Raw genomic sequence first — 17176 nt, forward strand, 5'->3', positions numbered from 1 at the left:
CGGGGCTTTGGCGATTGATAACATTTCCCTCGGGATCGATAACGTCGCGCTGCGGTCAAACTGCCAGTAAACTGCGCTCCTACTCCTGAACCACTCTATTCCAGAGGTTTTGCATGACACTCAGTCCTTTTGCGGGCAAACCGGCACCGGCAGAATTGTTGGTCGACATCCCGCGACTGGTAACGGCCTATTACACCGGCCAGCCTGATGCCGCCATCTCTACCCAACGCGTAGCCTTCGGCACGTCCGGACACCGAGGCAGCTCGTTCGATCTGAGTTTCAACGAATGGCACGTTCTGGCGATCAGTCAGGCGATCTGCCTGTACCGCGAAGCCCAGGGTATCGATGGTCCGCTGTTTGTCGGCATCGACACCCACGCGCTGTCCACCCCGGCCGGCGCCAGCGCCCTAGAAGTGCTGGCCGCGAACGGCGTGACCGTGATGATCGCCGAGGGTGACGAATACACGCCGACCCCGGCGATTTCCCACGCGATTCTGTGCTACAACCGCGGCCGTACCTCGGGCCTGGCGGACGGTATCGTCATCACGCCATCGCACAATCCGCCGCAAAGCGGTGGCTACAAATACAACCCCACCAACGGTGGACCGGCCGATACCCACATCACCAAGTGGATCGAAGCGAAGGCCAACGAGCTGCTGGGCAACAAGCTGGCCGGCGTCAAACGCATCAGCTACGAGCAGGCATTGAAGGCCGGCACGACCCATCGTCACGATTACCTCAATACCTACGTCGCCGACCTGATCAACGTGATCGACTTCGATGCCATCCGTGATGCCAAGCTGCGTCTGGGTGTTGATCCGCTGGGCGGAGCAGGGGTGCGCTACTGGTCGGCGATTGCCGAGCACTACCGTCTGGACCTGGAAGTGGTGAACAAACAGGTCGACCCGACGTTCCGCTTCATGACAGTCGACTGGGACGGGCAAATCCGGATGGACCCCTCGTCGAGCCATGCCATGCAAGGCCTGATCGGTCTGAAAGAGCGCTTTGACGTAGCGTTTGCTTGCGACCCGGATCACGATCGCCATGGCATCGTGACCCCGTCCGGTGGTCTGCTGGCACCGAACAGCTACCTCGCCGTTTCCATCGATTACCTGTTCCAGAACCGTCCACAGTGGCGCGCCGATGCTGCCGTGGGCAAAACCGTGGTCAGCAGCGGCTTGATCGATCGTGTGGCCAAGCGCCTGGGCCGTCGCCTGTACGAAGTGCCGGTCGGATTCAAATGGTTTGCTGACGGTCTGTTCGACGGTTCGCTGGGCTTTGGCGGCGAAGAAAGCGCGGGGGCCTCGTTCCTGCGCAAGGACGGCGGCGTCTGGAGCACCGACAAGGACGGCTTGATTCCGGCATTGCTGGCGGCAGAAATGACCGCTCGTACCGGTCGCGACCCGAGCCAGGCCTACCGTGCGTTGACTGACGAGCTCGGCGAACCGTTCTCGGTGCGCGTCGACGCCAAGGCCAACCCTGAACAGAAGGCCTTGTTGAGCAAGCTGTCACCGGATCAGGTCACCTCGACCCAACTGGCGGGCGAAGCGATCCAGAGCATCCTCAGCCACGCGCCGGGTAACGACCAGGCCATTGGCGGTTTGAAAGTCATGACCGAGAACGGCTGGTTCGCAGCACGGCCTTCGGGGACTGAAGATATTTACAAGATCTACGCTGAGAGCTTCGTCAGTGACGAGCACCTCAAGCAGTTGGTTGCAGAAGCTCAGACCCTGGTGGATGGCGCTATTTCTGCGAAGTGATTGAGCGACCCTTCGCGGTCAAGCCTCGCTCCTGCATGGGCGGAGTCGATCACATGATTGTGAGCGATATCTATCCTGTAGGAGCGAGGCTTGCCCGCGAAGACACCAGCACGGCCACTCAGGATTCAGATGTAAAAAAGGGGCGACCATCAACGGTCGCCCCTTTTTTTGCCCTGCTGTCCCGTCCTGAATAAGGTTTACACCTTCTGATCTGTTTTTCAGGAGGACGTAATGGAATCAGCAAAAAGGCGTAGTCAGCGAGACTACACGCTGACCTTTAAATTGTCGGTAGTCGATCAGGTCGAAAAAGGCGAGCTGAGCTATAAAGAGGCTCAGGAGCGCTACGGGATTCAAGGCAAAACGACCGTTCTGACGTGGTTACGCAAGCACGGTCGGCAGGATTGGAGCCCAGGCACATACATTGGCTCGCCGAGGATGGGGTCTATGCCCGACAAAAACCGACCATTAACGCCAGAACAACGCATCAAAGAGCTTGAAGAACAGTTGGCGCTGTCCAATCAGAAAGCGCAGTTTTTCGAGGCGGTCTTGGATGTCTTGAAAAATGACTACGGTCTCTCTGTCGTAAAAAAGCGTCCCGGCAAGTCCTCGCGCAAAAACGAATCCAAAACCTGAGCATCAGCAGGGCTTGCCAGTTCATGGGGATAAGCCGCCAGGCTTACTACAAACGCAATCGCGCCGATGCAGCTCGTCTGGTTCTGGATCAGAAAGTTGCCGATTTCGTTCAACAAAAGCGCCTGCGGCAGCCGCGGCTGGGCACCCGAAAGCTGTATTACTTGCTGCAATGCCAGCCTCAACTTGAGCTGCAAGTGGGGCGAGATCGGCTGTTTTCGATTCTGCGTGAACGGCGTTTATTGGTGGCTCGCAAGCGGGCGTATCACAAGACGACCAATAGTCATCATCGCTTTCACCGCCACCCGAACCTGCTCAAACCAGGTCCTGATCAGGTTGTTCCCTGCGGCCCGGAACAAGTCTGGGTGGCTGACATAACCTATTTGCCAACTCAGGAAGGTGTGGCTTATCTGAGCCTTGTGACGGATGCTTTTTCGCGAAAGATCGTGGGCTATCACGTCCATGAAAGCCTTTATGCCGAGTCGGTAGCACACGCGCTGAGCTGGGCGGTAGAGCACCGTCGGACAGAGCAGCCGTTGGTGCACCACTCAGATAGAGGTATCCAATATTGCTCGGGGATGTACCAAGCGTTGCACGCGAAATACGGCATTCGATGTTCAATGACGGATGGCTATGACTGCTACCAAAATGCCTTGGCAGAGAGGGTCAACGGGATACTGAAGACAGAGCTTATGCTTCAGCGGCCGCAGGATTTGACGCAAGCGAAGAAGATGGTGAGTGAGTCGGTATCGATCTACAACGGCGAGCGACCGCACCTGTCTTTGAAATACAAAACGCCCGATGCGGTGCATCGGGCGTTAGGGTGAAACAGGTGTAAACCTATTTCAGGACTAGACATGCATTTACCCGATCAAGCCAGATCCACCAACACGATCTCACTGTCCTCAATCGCAGTCACCCGCAACACCTGCTCATCCGCCACGGCAACACCGTCTCGAGCTTGTGCACGCAAGCCATTGACTTCAATTACCCCGGTAGCCGGAACCAGATAAGCGCGACGGCCACTGTCCAGGCGATACTCGGCGGATTCACCGGCCTTCAGATTGGCGGCCACCAGCCGTGCATCGGCACGGATTCGCAGGCTTTGATCGTCACCCGCCTTACCGCTGGCCAACGTCACGAAGCCTTCACGCTGGCCTTTCGGGAATGGCTTGGCGCCCCAAGAGGGGGCCAGGCCGGATTCGTTCGGGATGATCCAGATCTGAAAGATCCTGGTTTCGTTCGCTTCCAGGTTGTATTCACTGTGAGCGATCCCGGTGCCGGCGCTCATGACCTGAACGTCGCCCGCTTCGGTGCGGCCCTTATTGCCGAGGTTGTCTTCGTGGGTAATTGCACCTTCACGAACATAGGTGATGATTTCCATGTCCCGGTGCGGGTGTTTAGGGAACCCAGTGCCGGAGGCAATCACGTCGTCGTTCCATACCCGCAGGTTGCCCCAGTTCATGCGTTTCGGGTCGTGGTACTCGGCGAACGAAAAGTGGTGGTGGGCATCCAACCAGCCATGGTGGGCGCCGCCCAGAGAGCTGAAAGGTCTGAGTTCAAGCATGATCGTCTCCTGAAAAAGGTTCGTCATGGGGCAGAGCGCCTGAGCCACGAAACGAGAACCGGTGGTTGATGGCGGGCATCATCTATCAGGCACCAATCGATAAAAAGCGTAAAAAATGCCTCATCATGATCGGATAAGTTGATATCAAATAACCTCGAAACGTTCTCATCCAGCCTTCACTTCATCGTATAAGCCAATGACCTGTAAGCATTTCACTAGAACTCAACGGCAAATACGGACACCATAGCCCTCGTCAGCCTCACACCCTGGAGTCAGCCCGCGTGCCGCAACACACCCCCGATCTTCCTCCCGAACTTCGTCCCCTGGCCGAGATGCCACTGCTCAAGCGCCTCGCCGCCCGGTTCTTTGGCCATGGCTTGACCCGTCTGCGCGCGCAACACCGTGCCTCGTGGTTGCACGGGCAAGCCGATGGATTTCGCAGTGGTCACAGCGCCGGGGTCGATTACGGCTATAAGGAAGGCAAAGCCGAGGGGTTGGAAGAAGGCCGGCAGGTCCTGCTGATCCGCGATTCGCGCTCCACCGAGCACCGGCCACCTAATGTCGATCACAACTTGTTCGACGATTGGCGCCTGCCACTCAGCGCTGACCTGAAGAAGCGCATGAAGGCCGATGTCGCCCGACTGCTGCCACCTCACGCTCAGCCCAGCGCCGCCCAGTGGAAAATGATTTTCAGCGACACGCCTTCGACGTCGGTGATTGCCGGGGCGGGTGCAGGCAAGTCGACGACACTGGTCCTGCGTATCCTGCTGCTGACCCATTACCTGGGCTTCGAGCTGAGCTCGATGACCGTGGTGACCTTCACCCGTGAGTCGCGCAAGGACTTCATTAATAAGCTGATCGAATTGTTTGGTGTGTGGGGTCGGGCACTGAGCCTCAAGGAGGCGCGCGACCTGGTGCGCACCTTCCACTCGCGAATCCTGCCGATGGTGCGCAGCCTGCCGGGCTTCGAGCGCCTGCAAGCATTCGAAAACCTCAGCAATCGCGCGCAAAACGGCGATGAGGAGGTCGACAGCAATCCCTTCGACTTGCGCATCAATGACGCGCAGCGTCAGCAACTCAATGCGTGTTTTCACAGCCTGCACACCCGCGATGAGCGTTTTCGCGAACTGATCAAGCCATTGTCCCGTCATGCCTTGCAACTCAAGGAGCTTGAGCGCGATCACCCCGATGTGCAGAAGCGCGTGGCGGTGACCGAGTTGGCGGCCAAACGTGACGAGGAGCTCTGCGACACGATTGAAGACCTGTGGTTTCGTGCCGGCGCCTGGCCAATCAAAGGCATCGAGCCCAATCGGCAGGCTTTCGATATCAATGGTGCGACTTTCCATTGTCACGGCTACATCCCCACGCTGGACGCCTGGGTGGTACTCGGTTTTGACCCACGGGAAAATCCGCAGGTCTGCCGCCCGAATGCCAAGTTAACTGTCCGCGCGGAATGGGCGGTGAAGCGCACCCTGTTTCAAGCTTTCTGTCGTAAACCGTTGATATGGCTGGATAGTTACGAATCATCAAAGCGCGTACTGGCTTCCCTGGCAGGGGATGCCAGTGCCGGTCCGGGTTTCGATTACAAGGTCAAAGGTGAGCTGGGATCAGCCCCCTTGCTGGATTGTTTTGTGGCCGCCGCCGGGTTTATCGAAAACCTCGGCCTGGATGTTCCGAGTGCCGTAGGCCAGATGAGTTTCGCCAAGGATGACCCGGACCGGTATTTCTTCGAAGCTCTGAGCCTGTTCTGGCGCGCCCTGGAAGATCATTTGCTTGATCAAAAACCACCGGTGATGACCTACAACCGGATGTTTGCCTTGTTTAGCGAGCACTCCCCGGAAAACCTGAAGCTGCTGAGCGATGAGCTGCTAAGGCCCTTGTCACACCTGATGATCGACGAATTTCAGGACGTATCGCCGCAAATTGTCTCGTGGATCCGTGCCAGTCTGGCCGAGATCCGCAGTCGCGGCCCGGCGATGCATGTGGGGCGAGGCGCGCAACGTTCGTCCTTGCTCTGCGTCGGCGATGACTGGCAGTCCATTTATGGCTGGCGCGGCAGTTCTCCAGCGTATTTCATGGAGTTCAACAAGGAATTCCCGTCACCGAGCACGACCAAAGTGATGCTCAGCGACAATTTCCGCAGTCATCAGCACATCATTGATGCGGCCGAGCATATCGTCCGCGCAGCGCCGTCGATCGCCGGAAAGAAGGCCAAGGCCAGCGGTGAACCCAAGGCGCTGTTGCCGGTGAACGTCATGGATCGGGATGATCAAGGCATGGCTCAACGCCTGATCCAGCATTACCGACAAGGTGATTCAATCTTGATGCTTTATCGAAAAAGCAGCGATAAGTTATTGATTGAACAACATATTCAGTCTGTAGTTAATGTAGATTCTAACTTGCCGTATGAATCGCGGCGCATCAAACAGCTGACGTATCACAGCGCCAAGGGCTTGCAGGCTGACGCGGTGTTTTTGCTGGGTGATTGTCAGCATCTGACCAGTTCTCCCTACAAGAATCAGGTCTATCGCATGGCGGGCCTTGGCAAGACGGGCGACAACGAGCCATACGACAACGCACAGAAAGACGAAATCCTGCGACTGGCTTACGTCGGCATCACTCGGGCGGTGAGTCATTGCTACTGGTATGTCGACGGGCAGGATACTCAGGCGGCGAACATGCCCAAGGCGTCTGACCGGATTGGCAAGGACAAGCCATTCTTTGCTGATCATCGCCAGGGTCAGAAACTGGCCTGAACCCGAGCCCCACAAAAAAGCCCACATGATGTGGGCTTTTTGTTGGGCGTTTGGCCTTCAGGCATAACTCTTGAAGGCCTGGGGAGGTATGAAAGACTCTAGCTCGTCTTCCACGGCTTCGATTATTCGTTCTACGTCCGCGGCATTCATCACGGTTGCGCATGGAATGCCTGCAATGGCGATCATGGTCTCGCCACTGGCGCGGTCAAACAGGCGGGCGATCATGCTGCCCGGCGCGTCCATGCTCGCCTCAAATCCCATGGGATGGAAATGCCAGCGCATCAGCTGACAGGCGTTTGGAAACGTAACTTTGCTGAAAGACCCTTTATTCATGTGTTGCCCGCCTTCTTCATCGAGCGCTTCCTTTAGCTCATGTTAGGAGGGAAGAGCCTTCAATGGCTCAACCGGTGACTGCCTTAAAAGTAGCACCCGGATGTGAAAACCATGTGATTTTTTTCAGTCCGTTTGGCGATTGCTACCGTTTTTTTGATATGGATCACGTGCCGGGCCTTGCTCGGCGTTACCCACGACCAGGCGTGGTCATTGAAGCCGCGGCCGAACTTCGGCAAGCTCGGCTTTTTTCGTCGAGTCCCTTATGCACGCCGATGATGATGGCCCCCTGCAAACCCAGGCCACGGGCGAGACGGTCATGCGCTACCACCTGTGCTGGAAACACCGGGATCTGGACGGGGTCATGGCGCTTTATCACCCGGACATTCAGTACAACGACTTTTTCCAGAACCGGGTCATGGGCCTGGATGAGTTGCGTGAGTACGTGCGCGGCAGCATGCCGCGTAACCCGGACGAAGCGCTGGAGCATTCCGATCGCATACGGCTGGACGGCAACACTGCGTTCATCCAGTACCAGATGACCTTGCGCGGCGGCGAAGGGCTGGTGTCGTTCCGTTCCAGTGAAGCGATCACGGTGCGCGACGGGTTGATCTGGCGAGTCAACGAATACGCATCACTGGTGCGCGAACAACCGCAACGCAACACCGCTACGAATTCGCGCCCGGCCGCCAGCCGACTTGGGCTTTCACCGCGCCAGCTGAGTTTCATGGCTGAGGACCTGCAACAGTATTTCCAGCGCCAGCAGCCTTATCTGGATCCCGAGCTCGATCTGCAACGGGTGGCGCAGGAGTGCGGGTACAGCCGCAATCAGATTTCCTATCTGCTGAATCAAGTGTTGGGCCAGAGCTTCTATCGCTATGTCAATCAGGCGCGGCTGCAGCATTTACTCGCGGCGCTGGACGCCGCCATGCCACCGCTGCGCATTGATGAGCTGGCGTTTGCCGCCGGCTTCAACTCCTTGTCGGCGTTCTACAGTTGTTTTCGCCAGCACACAGGGCTGTCGCCCAAGGCTTACGTCAAACAAATTTCTTTGCGTGCACGCGCGCACGACAGCCCCTGAGGTCACGCACTAGGATCGACGCCATCGAAGTTTGAGTGGCGGAGTCTGGCATGTCGGCGTGGCGCACTATCAGTTTGTGGATGGATCAACTCGACGAGCCGTTGCTGGCGCGTCCTGCGCTGGAACATGACCTGGACGTCGACGTGGCTATCATCGGCGCAGGCTACACCGGGCTCTGGACCGCTTATTACCTCAAGCGCCTGGCGCCAGGCCTGGACATTGCCATCGTCGAAGCGCAAACCGCCGGTTTTGGCGCGTCGGGCCGCAACGGCGGCTGGCTGATGGGCAACTTGCTGGGCGAGGACCGTCTGTTGGCGGGTTTGCCGCCAGACCAACGCCGCGCCTCTTTCGATCTGCTGCACAGCATTCCTGATGAAGTCGAGATTGTCATCGAACGGGAGGGCATCGACTGCGATTATCGCAAAGGCGGGGTGTTGTACTGTGCCGCGCGTTATCCCGAGCAGGAAACCAGCCTGCGCGACTATCTGGACAAGCTTTACCGCCAAGGCCTGACCGAACGCGATTACCGCTGGCTCAGCCCGGAGCAACTGACGCAACAGATCAGAGTGGCGACGCCTTATGGCGGTATCTATGCACCGCACGTTGCGACCATTCACCCGGCAAAGTTGGTGCGCGGCCTGGCAGAAACGGTCGAGCGCATGGGTGTCAAAATCTACGAAAACAGCGCGGTCACGCAGTGGCAGTCGGGGAGTTTGCGCACGGCAAAGGCTCAGGTCCGCAGCCGCTGGATCGTGCCGGCGGTAGAAGGTTATTCGGTCACGTTGCCACCCCTCGGCCGTTATCAGTTACCGGTACAAAGCCTGATTGTCGCCACCGAACCATTGTCTGCCGCGACCTGGGACGAAATCGGCCTGAGCCGCGGCCAGGCGTTCAGCGAAAGCAGTCGACAGGTCACCTACGGCCAGCGTACGGCCGACAACCGCCTGGTGTTCGGCGCCCGGGGCGGCTACCAGTTTGCCGGAAAGTTGCGCCATGACTTTGACCTGACCACCAGCGAAGTGGAGTTGCGGCGCTACCTGTTCAGCGAACTCTTCCCGCAACTCAAGAACGTGCAGATTACCCACGCATGGGGCGGCAACCTGGGCATGTCCCGGCACTTCAAGCCGCACATGCTCTGCGATCAGGCCAGCGGCATTGCCTTGTCCGGCGGTTATGGCGGGGAGGGCGTCGGCGCCAGCAACCTGGGCGGCCGAACCCTGGCGGATCTGATTCTTGAGCGCGATACCGAACTGGTTCACCAGCCTTGGGTCATGCCTCAAGGCGGTCTGGACACGCTCCGGGCCTGGGAACCCGAACCCTGCCGCTGGCTGGGTTACAACGCAATCATCCGCAGCTTCGTCCACGAAGACCAGACCCTGGCCAACCCGGCGACAGCCCCTTGGCGCCGCAAACTGGCGAGCAAGGTGGCGGGGTTCATGGAAGGTTTCATGCACTGAACAGCACGCTTTCATCTACAGGCTCAATCGACAGGTACTCCCATGGGCATCACGCAATTCAAGAACACCGCAACACTGGAACTGGAGGAGTCGAACCCCGTCGCCGTGCCGTTGGGAGCGCCGGTGGCGGTGGCTTCGACCACCAGCGTCGAACGCGACGACGGCGTCGAAACCGGCGTCTGGGAATGCACGCCCGGCCGCTGGCGCCGGCAGATCGTTGCCCAGGAATTCTGTCACTTCATCCAGGGGCGCTGCACGTTCACCCCGGACGACGGTGAAACCCTCTACATCGAAGCCGGCGACGCACTGATGTTGCCGGCCAACAGCCTCGGCATCTGGGATATCCAGGAAACCGTGCGCAAGACCTACGTTTTGATTTTTTGATTTTTGATCCTTTGATTGCCTGCCAAAAACAACCCATACAGGAATCGACTCATGATCCGAAAGACACTGACCCTGGCACCCCTTGCGCTTGTCGCGTCCCTCAGCCATGCCGCCGAGACCGTCAAGATCTATAACTGGTCGGACTACATCGCGCCGGATACCACTAAAAACTTCCAGAAAGAAACCGGCATCGCCTTCAGCTACGACGTCTACGACAGCAACGAAACCCTGGACGGCAAATTGATGACCGGAAAATCCGGGTACGACGTGGTATTCCCGTCCAACCACTTCATGGCACGGCAGATTCAGGGCGGGGCGCTGAAGAAGCTCGACAAGAACCAGCTGCCGAACTGGAAGAACCTCAACCCGGTATTACTCACGGCATTGCAGACCAACGACCCGGGTAACGAACACGGTTTCCCATACCTGTGGGGCAGCACCGGTATCGGCTACAACATCGCCAAGGTCAAGGCCGTGCTGGGCGACAACGCGCCAGTGGACTCCTGGGACCTGATCTTCAAGCCCGAGAACATGGCCAAGCTGCAAAAGTGCGGCGTCGCCATCCTCGACAACGGCCCCGAACTGCTGCCGGCCGCGCTGAATTACCTCGGGCTGCCGCACCACAGCAAGAACCCGGAAGACTACAAAAAGGCTGAAGCGCTGCTGATGAAAGTCCGGCCCTACGTCAGCTATTTCCACTCATCCAAATACACCAGCGACCTGGCCAACGGAGACATCTGCGTGGCCGTCGGTTTCTCCGGCGACATCCTGCAAGCCGAAAACCGTGCCAAAGAAGCCAAGAACGGTATCGACATCGGCTACGCCATTCCCAAGGAAGGTGCCGCCATCTGGTTCGACATGGTCGCCATGCCCGCCGACGCCCCGGACGAAAAGGCCGGCTACGCGTTCATGAACTACCTGCTGCGCCCGGACGTCATGGCCAGCATCAGTAACTATGTTCACTACGCCAACGGCAACCAGCAGGCCGACAGCCTGATCGACCCGGCCATCAAGAATGACACCAAGGTTTATCCGAGCCCGGAAATGATGGGCAAGCTGTTCGCCCTGGAGGCGATGCCGCTGAGTATCGACCGGATTCGGACGAGGGTGTGGAACAAGATTCGGACGGGGAGTTGAGGCCATACCCCAATCGCGGCATTGACCGTCTGGACCTGTAAATTCTGACAGTAGATGGCTGGCAAAATCCTTTGTAGCGTTTCCGGCACAGACATAACGTCTGCAAAGGAGAATCGCGATGAACAAATCAGCTTTGCAAGCTTACGTTGAAGGAGAGATTAACCTCGCTGCCAAGCGAATCATCGATAAAGGCGCCCAGTCCGATGAAATCGCCTATGGCAGGTTGACGGTCAACCTGAGCTTGCGTCGTATCTTGGTCGAAGCCCCGACACCTGAGGATCTCGGCCTATGGGGGGGCATCAATGACATCCTCCAGCAACTGGGGATTCTGGACAGTCGAGAAACGGTCTTGTCCGTTGTTGATGAGGTTTAGAAAGCAGTGATGGCGGTGGGTAAATGCGATGGTGAACACGCAACGTGTTCACCATTGGCTCCTGTTCGTCTGGAAGTCATCGCGGATGACTGCCCTCATCGGGCGTTTGATTTGGCTGATGGCATTGCACTGGCACTCATATTAATAAGTCACGGAAAAGTGAGACGCTCTCGACAAAAACCAACTTACCTCTATTTAATATTTAAATACGCAATTGTCAGACAATTAGTCCGAAACCCTCAACTAAAAACTATATTTCGACAGCGCAGGCATTGTTTCCGGGTACTTGCCGGGGCAGAACAATTTGACGTCAAAAAAAATGTAGACGTTCGATTTCGAATTGTGTCAGTTTTCTTTCGCCTTCATTGGGCGAGTGATAGGACGATCTCGCCAGAGATTGTCGCTATCTGACAAAAACTGTTCCATTGCTAAACAAGGAAGTGTGTTTATGTCGAAAGTTAAAAACAACGCTATTGATCTTGCCGAACAGGCCTTTTCGCCATTGCAAGCATTGGCTGCGCCCAGTTCTGCGTACAACCAGATCGACAGCTTCAGCCATCAGTATGACCGGGGTGGCAATCTCACGGTCAATGGCAAACCGTCCTACTCCGTCGACGAGGCAGCGACGCAATTGCTGCGTGACGGCGCTGCCTATCAGGACAAGGACGGCAGCGGCAAAATCGAACTGACCTACACGTTCCTGACCTCGGCGTCGTCGAGCACCATGAACAAGCACGGGATTTCCGGTTTCAGTCAGTTCAGCGCCCAGCAGAAAGCCCAGGCCGTGCTCGCCATGCAATCCTGGGCCGATGTGGCCAAAGTCACTTTCACCGAGAAAGCCACAGGCGGCGACGGTCACATGACCTTCGGCAATTACAGCAGCGGCCAGGACGGCGCAGCGGCATTCGCCTACCTGCCTGGCACCGGCGTCGGTTATGACGGTACTTCCTGGTACCTGACCAACAGCAGCTACACGCCCAACAAGACACCGGACCTGAACAACTACGGTCGTCAAACCCTGACCCACGAAATCGGTCACTCCCTGGGCCTGGCCCACCCCGGCGACTACAACGCCGGTGAAGGCGCGCCGACTTACAACGACGCGACCTACGCGGAAGACACCCGCGGCTACAGCCTCATGAGCTATTGGAGTGAAAGCAACACCGACCAGAACTTCAGCAAGGCCGGCGTCGAAGCCTATGCGTCCGGTCCGTTGCTGGACGATATTGCCGCCATCCAGAAGCTCTACGGTGCCAACACAACCACCCGCACCGGTGACACCACCTACGGTTTCAACTCCAATGCCGGTCGCGATTTCCTGAGCGCGTCTTCGTCGTCGGACAAGGTCGTGTTCTCGGTGTGGGATGCGGGCGGCAAAGACACGCTGGACTTCTCCGGTTTTACCCAGAACCAGAAGATCAACCTCAATGAGGCCTCGTTCTCCGATGTTGGCGGCATGGTTGGCAACGTTTCCATTGCCAAGGGTGCAACCATCGAGAACGCGATTGGCGGTTCGGGTAACGACCTGCTGATTGGTAATGGCGTGTCCAACGAGCTGAAGGGCGGTGCCGGCAACGACATCCTCTTCGGCGCGGGCGGTGCGGACAAGCTGTGGGGCGGTACCGGCTCGGACACTTTTGTGTTCGCAGCGAGCAGCGATTCCAAGCCGGGTGCGACTGATCAGATCCTCGACTTTGTCAGTGGCCTGGACAAGATCGACCTGACCGCCATCACCAAAGGCGCGGGCCTGCACTTCGTGAACTCGTTCACCGGTGCGGCAGGCGATGCCGTGTTGACCTCTTCGGGCGGTAACAGCCAGTTGGCGGTGGACTTCTCCGGGCATGGCGTGGCTGACTTCCTGGTCAGCACCGTTGGCCAGGCGGCGTTCTCGGACATCGCCGCGTGATGTAGCGCGATAAGGAGGGTGGCGCCGATGCGCCGCCCTCTGTGCCAAAGACCGCAGCCGGAGTACAACAACCTATGGCTCATAAAGCCTTTACCAACCTTACAACCGCGTGGCTCCTGGCGACGTTGATGATTTTTTTTGGAGAGACAGCCATGTCAAGCAGCCTGAAATTAGCGGATCCGTCGGAACTGGCCGGCAAATGGCAGGCGACTCTCAGCGCCAAAGATGACTCGCCAGAGTCCCGGGCGTTGCAAGACAAACCGTCCAACGTGTGCGTCATCGACTTTCAGCAAACCCAGACATTGGGTGAGGGCGCCAGCTGCCTTAGCGCCTGGCTGGATGGCAAAACCGCTAACGGTTGGTTCCCGGAACCGGACGGCATTGCGATCACCGGCAACGAAGGTTCGAAGATTCTATTTCTCAGCCGTCAACGTGATGGCGCTTATAAAGCCACATTGAAATCCGCGCTGGTCATAACACTTGTGCGCCAGACGCAGTAATTAAAAGGCAACGGCGAAAGAGCGACGGTCATTATCGTTATAAGCACCAAACCAGAATAAAAGTTGTTATTGGTTTGTAAGCGCTGATGCGCCAAACCTATATCTGCCTCTGCGCGGACAGTTAATGGAAACTTCGTCAGGCATGACGAGGATTAACACCTCAGGAAGAAACCATGAAGATGGCAATGAGCCCGGCCACCGCACCGTTATTCAAGGCACTGGGCGACTATAAGAGCATCCTGATCAGCGTCGGTTGTTTTACCGCGTTAATTAATGTGCTGATGCTGGTCCCGTCGATTTACATGCTCCAGGTCTACGACCGCGTGTTGTCTTCGCAAAACGAAACCACCCTGGCCATGTTGTCGCTGATGGTGGTCGGATTTTTCGCCTTCATCGGGTTGCTCGAGATCGTGCGCAGCTTCATCGTCATCCGCATCGGCAGCCAACTGGAGCGCCGTTTCAACCTGCGGGTGTATCAGGCCGCGTTCGAGCGCAACCTGCTCAAGGGCGAGGGCAACGCCGGTCAGTCCCTTGGCGATCTGACCCACATTCGCCAATTCGTCACCGGTCCTGCGCTGTTTGCCTTCTTCGACGCGCCGTGGTTTCCGGTCTACCTCTTCGTGATTTACCTGTTCAACGTCTGGCTCGGTGTGTTCGCGACCGTGGGCGCGCTGGTGCTCATCGGCCTCGCGTGTCTGAACGAAGCAATGACCAAAAAGCCCTTGGGCGAAGCCGCCGGGTTTTCCCAGAAGTCCAGCCAACTGGCCACCAGTCATCTGCACAATGCCGAAACCATCCAGGCGATGGGCATGCTCGGCGTGTTGCGCAAGCGCTGGTTCCAGGTGCATTCGCGTTTTCTCGGCCTGCAAAATCAGGCCAGCGACACCGGCGCCATCATCAGCTCCCTGAGCAAAACCTTGCGGCTGTGCCTGCAATCCCTGGTCCTGGGCCTCGGCGCGTTACTGGTGATCAAGGGCGATATGACCGCCGGAATGATGATCGCCGGCTCCATTCTGATGGGCCGCGTCCTGAGCCCCATCGATCAGCTGATCGCGGTGTGGAAACAGTGGAGCGGCGCCAAGCTCGCTTATCGTCGTCTTGATTCGCTGCTGCAAGCCTTTCCACCGAGTGACGAAGCCATGGCACTGCCGGCGCCGAAGGGGCAAATCACCTTCGAACAAGTCAGCGCCGGCCCTCCGGGGCAACGCGCGGCGACCCTGCACATGGTCAATTTCAGCCTGAGTGCCGGCGAAGTGTTGGGCGTACTCGGCGCCTCCGGCTCCGGCAAGTCGACCCTGGCCCGGGTGCTGGTTGGCGTCTGGCCAACCCTCGGCGGCACGGTGCGGCTTGATGGCGCGGACATCCATCGCTGGAACCGCGACGATCTGGGTCCCTACATCGGTTACTTGCCCCAGGACATCGAATTGTTCAGCGGCAGCATCGCGGAAAACATCGCCCGGTTTCGCGAAGCGGATCCGCAAAAAGTCGTCGAAGCGGCGCAACAGGCGGGCGTCCATGAACTGATCCTACGCATGCCGCAGGGCTACGACACGGTGCTGGGCGAGGACGGCAGTGGCTTGTCTGGCGGCCAGAAGCAACGGGTGGCGTTGGCCCGCGCGCTGTACGGCAAGCCAAGCCTGGTGGTGCTCGATGAACCCAATTCCAACCTCGACACCGTGGGCGAAGCGGCGCTGGCCGGCGCCATCGCGCAAATGAAAGCTCAGCGCACGAGCGTGATTCTGGTGACCCATCGTTCCTCGGCGCTGGCTCAGGCTGACAAGTTGCTGGTGCTCAACGACGGTCGTTTACAGGCCTTTGGCCCCAGCCAGGAAGTGCTCAAGGCACTCTCCGGCGCCCAGGAACAGCAACGTGAAAAACCGGCGCAAGCACCGGGCGGGCTCAGCATGAGTCGCCAGTATCAGCCTACGACAAGGAATTCGGGTGTATGACCAGCGCTCGCATGAACACTGAAAACGAAGCGACGATGGAACACGATTACATCGCCGAACGCCCTGAGCGTGATGCTCGTTTCTTCTCCCGCATGGGCTGGATTCTGGCGATCGTCGGTGCTGGCAGTTTCTTCACCTGGGCCAGCCTCGCGCCGCTTGACCAAGGAATCCCGGTGCAAGGCACGGTCGTGGTCTCGGGCAAGCGCAAAGCCGTGCAATCGATGAGCAACGGCGTGGTCAGCCGGATCCTGGTGAGCGAAGGCCAGGTGGTAAAGCAGGGCCAACCGCTGTTCCAGCTCGACCAGACCCAGGTCGCGGCCGATGTGCAATCGCTGCAAGCGCAATACCGCATGGCCTGGGCCAGCCTGGCGCGTTGGCAGAGCGAGCGGGACAACCTCAAGCAGGTGAATTTCCCAGCGGAACTGAGCAACGATCCCGACCCACGCCTGGCGCTGGTCCTCGAAGGCCAGCGGCAATTGTTCAGCAGCCGCCGCGAAGCGTTTTCCCGCGAGCAGGCGGGTCTGCGCGCCAGCATCGAAGGCGCCAGCGCGCAATTGGCCGGCATGCGCCGAGCGCGTACCGACCTTTCGGCTCAGGCCAGCTCCTTGCAGCAACAACTGAGTAACCTTCAGCCCCTGGCAGACAACGGCTACATTCCGCGCAATCGCTTGATGGAGTTCCAGCGGCAGCTGTCGCAGGTGCAGCAGCAATTGGCGGAAAACAGCGGCGAAAGCGGCCGGGTCGAGCAGGGCATCCTCGAGTCGCGCCTGAAGCTGCAACAGCACATCGAGGAATACCAGAAAGAAGTCCGCACGCAACTGGCCGACGCGCAACTCAAAAGCGTGACCCTGGAAGAGCAGCTGACTTCCGCCGGGTTTGATCTGCAACACAGCGAGATCATCGCCACCGCCGACGGCATCGCGGTCAACCTTGGAGTTCACACCGAAGGTGCGGTGGTCCGCCAGGGCGACACCTTGCTGGAGATCGTGCCGCAAGGCACCCGCCTGGAAGTGGAAGGGCACTTGCCGATCAACCTGATCGACAAGGTCGGCACCCACTTGCCGGTGGACATTCTGTTCACCGCGTTCAACCAGAGCCGTACACCGCGCGTACCCGGCGAAGTCAGCCTGATTTCCGCCGACCAGATGGTCGACGAGAAAACCGGCGCGCCGTACTACGTGCTGCGCAGCAGCGTCAGCGATCAGGCCATGGAAAAACTCAACGGGCTGGTGATCAAGCCCGGCATGCCGGCGGAAATGTTCGTGCGCACCGGTGAACGTTCACTCCTCAACTATTTGTTCAAACCGCTGCTCGACCGGGCAGGCTCCGCGTTGACCGAGGAATAA

General features: G+C 58.3%; 13 protein-coding genes and 1 pseudogene. 12 read left to right on the plus strand and 2 right to left on the minus strand.

From position 1 onward, the window contains the following. Nucleotides 1-113 precede the first annotated feature (113 nt). Nucleotides 114-1760 carry a phosphoglucomutase (alpha-D-glucose-1,6-bisphosphate-dependent) gene (pgm, locus tag BLU63_RS27175; protein WP_083376719.1) on the plus strand — a complete coding sequence of 549 codons (1647 nt, stop codon included), beginning with the start codon at nt 114-116 and terminating at the stop codon, nt 1758-1760. Nucleotides 1761-1991: 231 nt separating this feature from the next. Then, nucleotides 1992-3245, plus strand: a pseudogene (locus BLU63_RS27180) (IS3 family transposase). A gap of 16 nt (nt 3246-3261) precedes the next feature. Here the strand turns inward: BLU63_RS27180 and BLU63_RS27185 are convergent. After that, a complete protein-coding gene (locus tag BLU63_RS27185; RefSeq protein WP_077747847.1) occupies nt 3262-3957 on the minus strand; it encodes a pirin family protein in 696 nt (231 codons plus the stop codon). 281 nt (nt 3958-4238) lie between these two features. On the opposite strand from BLU63_RS27185, the gene BLU63_RS27190 reads away from it, so the two are divergent. Further along, nucleotides 4239-6713, plus strand: a complete 2475-nt coding sequence (locus BLU63_RS27190) for a UvrD-helicase domain-containing protein (RefSeq protein ID WP_083376720.1) — start codon at nt 4239-4241, stop codon at nt 6711-6713. Nucleotides 6714-6770: 57 nt separating this feature from the next. On the opposite strand, the gene BLU63_RS27195 is transcribed toward BLU63_RS27190, so the two are convergent. Continuing rightward, nucleotides 6771-7046 carry a DUF1652 domain-containing protein gene (locus BLU63_RS27195; protein WP_010460414.1) on the minus strand — a complete coding sequence of 92 codons (276 nt, stop codon included), beginning with the start codon at nt 7044-7046 and terminating at the stop codon, nt 6771-6773. Between the two features lie 262 nt (nt 7047-7308). On the opposite strand from BLU63_RS27195, the gene BLU63_RS27200 reads away from it, so the two are divergent. From BLU63_RS27200 to BLU63_RS27240, 9 genes are all read left to right on the plus strand, one after another. Then, entirely contained in the window at nt 7309-8124 is an 816-nt protein-coding gene (locus tag BLU63_RS27200; RefSeq protein WP_083376721.1) for a helix-turn-helix domain-containing protein, read from the plus strand. Nucleotides 8125-8174: 50 nt separating this feature from the next. Then, nucleotides 8175-9581: an NAD(P)/FAD-dependent oxidoreductase gene (locus BLU63_RS27205; protein ID WP_083376722.1), complete on the plus strand. Its 1407-nt coding sequence runs from the start codon at nt 8175-8177 to the stop codon at nt 9579-9581. A gap of 42 nt (nt 9582-9623) precedes the next feature. Beyond that, nucleotides 9624-9965 carry a cupin domain-containing protein gene (locus BLU63_RS27210; protein WP_010460408.1) on the plus strand — a complete coding sequence of 114 codons (342 nt, stop codon included), beginning with the start codon at nt 9624-9626 and terminating at the stop codon, nt 9963-9965. Nucleotides 9966-10016: 51 nt separating this feature from the next. Continuing rightward, the gene (locus BLU63_RS27215; protein WP_083376723.1) at nt 10017-11102 is read left to right on the plus strand and encodes a polyamine ABC transporter substrate-binding protein; all 1086 of its coding nucleotides are present in this window, start codon (nt 10017-10019) and stop codon (nt 11100-11102) included. 118 nt (nt 11103-11220) lie between these two features. After that, nucleotides 11221-11475 (plus strand): hypothetical protein, encoded by a 255-nt coding sequence (locus BLU63_RS27220; RefSeq protein WP_083376724.1) that lies wholly within the window; start codon nt 11221-11223, stop codon nt 11473-11475. Nucleotides 11476-11923: 448 nt separating this feature from the next. After that, on the plus strand, nt 11924-13381 hold the full coding sequence (locus tag BLU63_RS27225) for a serralysin family metalloprotease (RefSeq protein ID WP_083376725.1): 1458 nt from the start codon (nt 11924-11926) through the stop codon (nt 13379-13381). A 74-nt stretch (nt 13382-13455) separates the two neighbouring features. Beyond that, on the plus strand, nt 13456-13881 hold the full coding sequence (locus BLU63_RS27230; RefSeq protein WP_083376726.1) for an AprI/Inh family metalloprotease inhibitor: 426 nt from the start codon (nt 13456-13458) through the stop codon (nt 13879-13881). Nucleotides 13882-14054: 173 nt separating this feature from the next. Continuing rightward, a complete protein-coding gene (locus BLU63_RS27235) occupies nt 14055-15830 on the plus strand; it encodes a type I secretion system permease/ATPase (protein ID WP_083376727.1) in 1776 nt (591 codons plus the stop codon). Next, nucleotides 15827-17176, plus strand: a complete 1350-nt coding sequence (locus BLU63_RS27240) for an HlyD family type I secretion periplasmic adaptor subunit (protein WP_010460397.1) — start codon at nt 15827-15829, stop codon at nt 17174-17176. Before BLU63_RS27235 ends, BLU63_RS27240 begins: the two co-directional genes overlap by 4 nt.

It is taken from the genome of Pseudomonas mandelii, assembly GCF_900106065.1.
Lineage (GTDB): Bacteria > Pseudomonadota > Gammaproteobacteria > Pseudomonadales > Pseudomonadaceae > Aquipseudomonas > Aquipseudomonas mandelii.